At 42.3% G+C, this 272-nt stretch carries 1 protein-coding gene; it reads left to right on the top strand.

Going from position 1 to position 272, the window contains the following annotated elements; all coding sequences use genetic code 11:
- Nucleotides 1–67 precede the first annotated feature (67 nt).
- Nucleotides 68–272 (top strand): OapA N-terminal domain-containing protein (locus tag AB4585_RS22900; RefSeq protein ID WP_372171105.1); only part of this gene is annotated, 205 nt, incomplete at its 3' end.

Raw genomic sequence — 272 nt, 5'->3', positions numbered from 1 at the left:
TCGGGTGTGTTCATTGAGCGGTTTTTTTTATATCCTGATAGAAATGGATAAGTCGGAGTGATATGGGATGAATCGACGTACCCGCTCTAAGAGACACACAGAAGTATTATTAGACACGTGGAACCAAATAGAGTGGAAAGCACTGCCTTCAAAGATTAAAGGTGGAGTGACTTCGTTACCGAAATTACATCGCAGGGCGTTGATGATCATAGTACCTGTTACCTTGATCCTTGTTTTTATGCCAACCCCAAAGATCACTTCAGGGATTGAAG

Origin of the sequence: Vibrio sp. 10N.222.49.C9, from assembly GCF_041474985.1 — a bacterium.
Lineage (GTDB): Bacteria > Pseudomonadota > Gammaproteobacteria > Enterobacterales > Vibrionaceae > Vibrio > Vibrio crassostreae_C.
The sequence above is the reverse complement of the archived record's forward strand: the minus strand, read 5'-3'. Positions and strand labels throughout refer to the sequence as shown.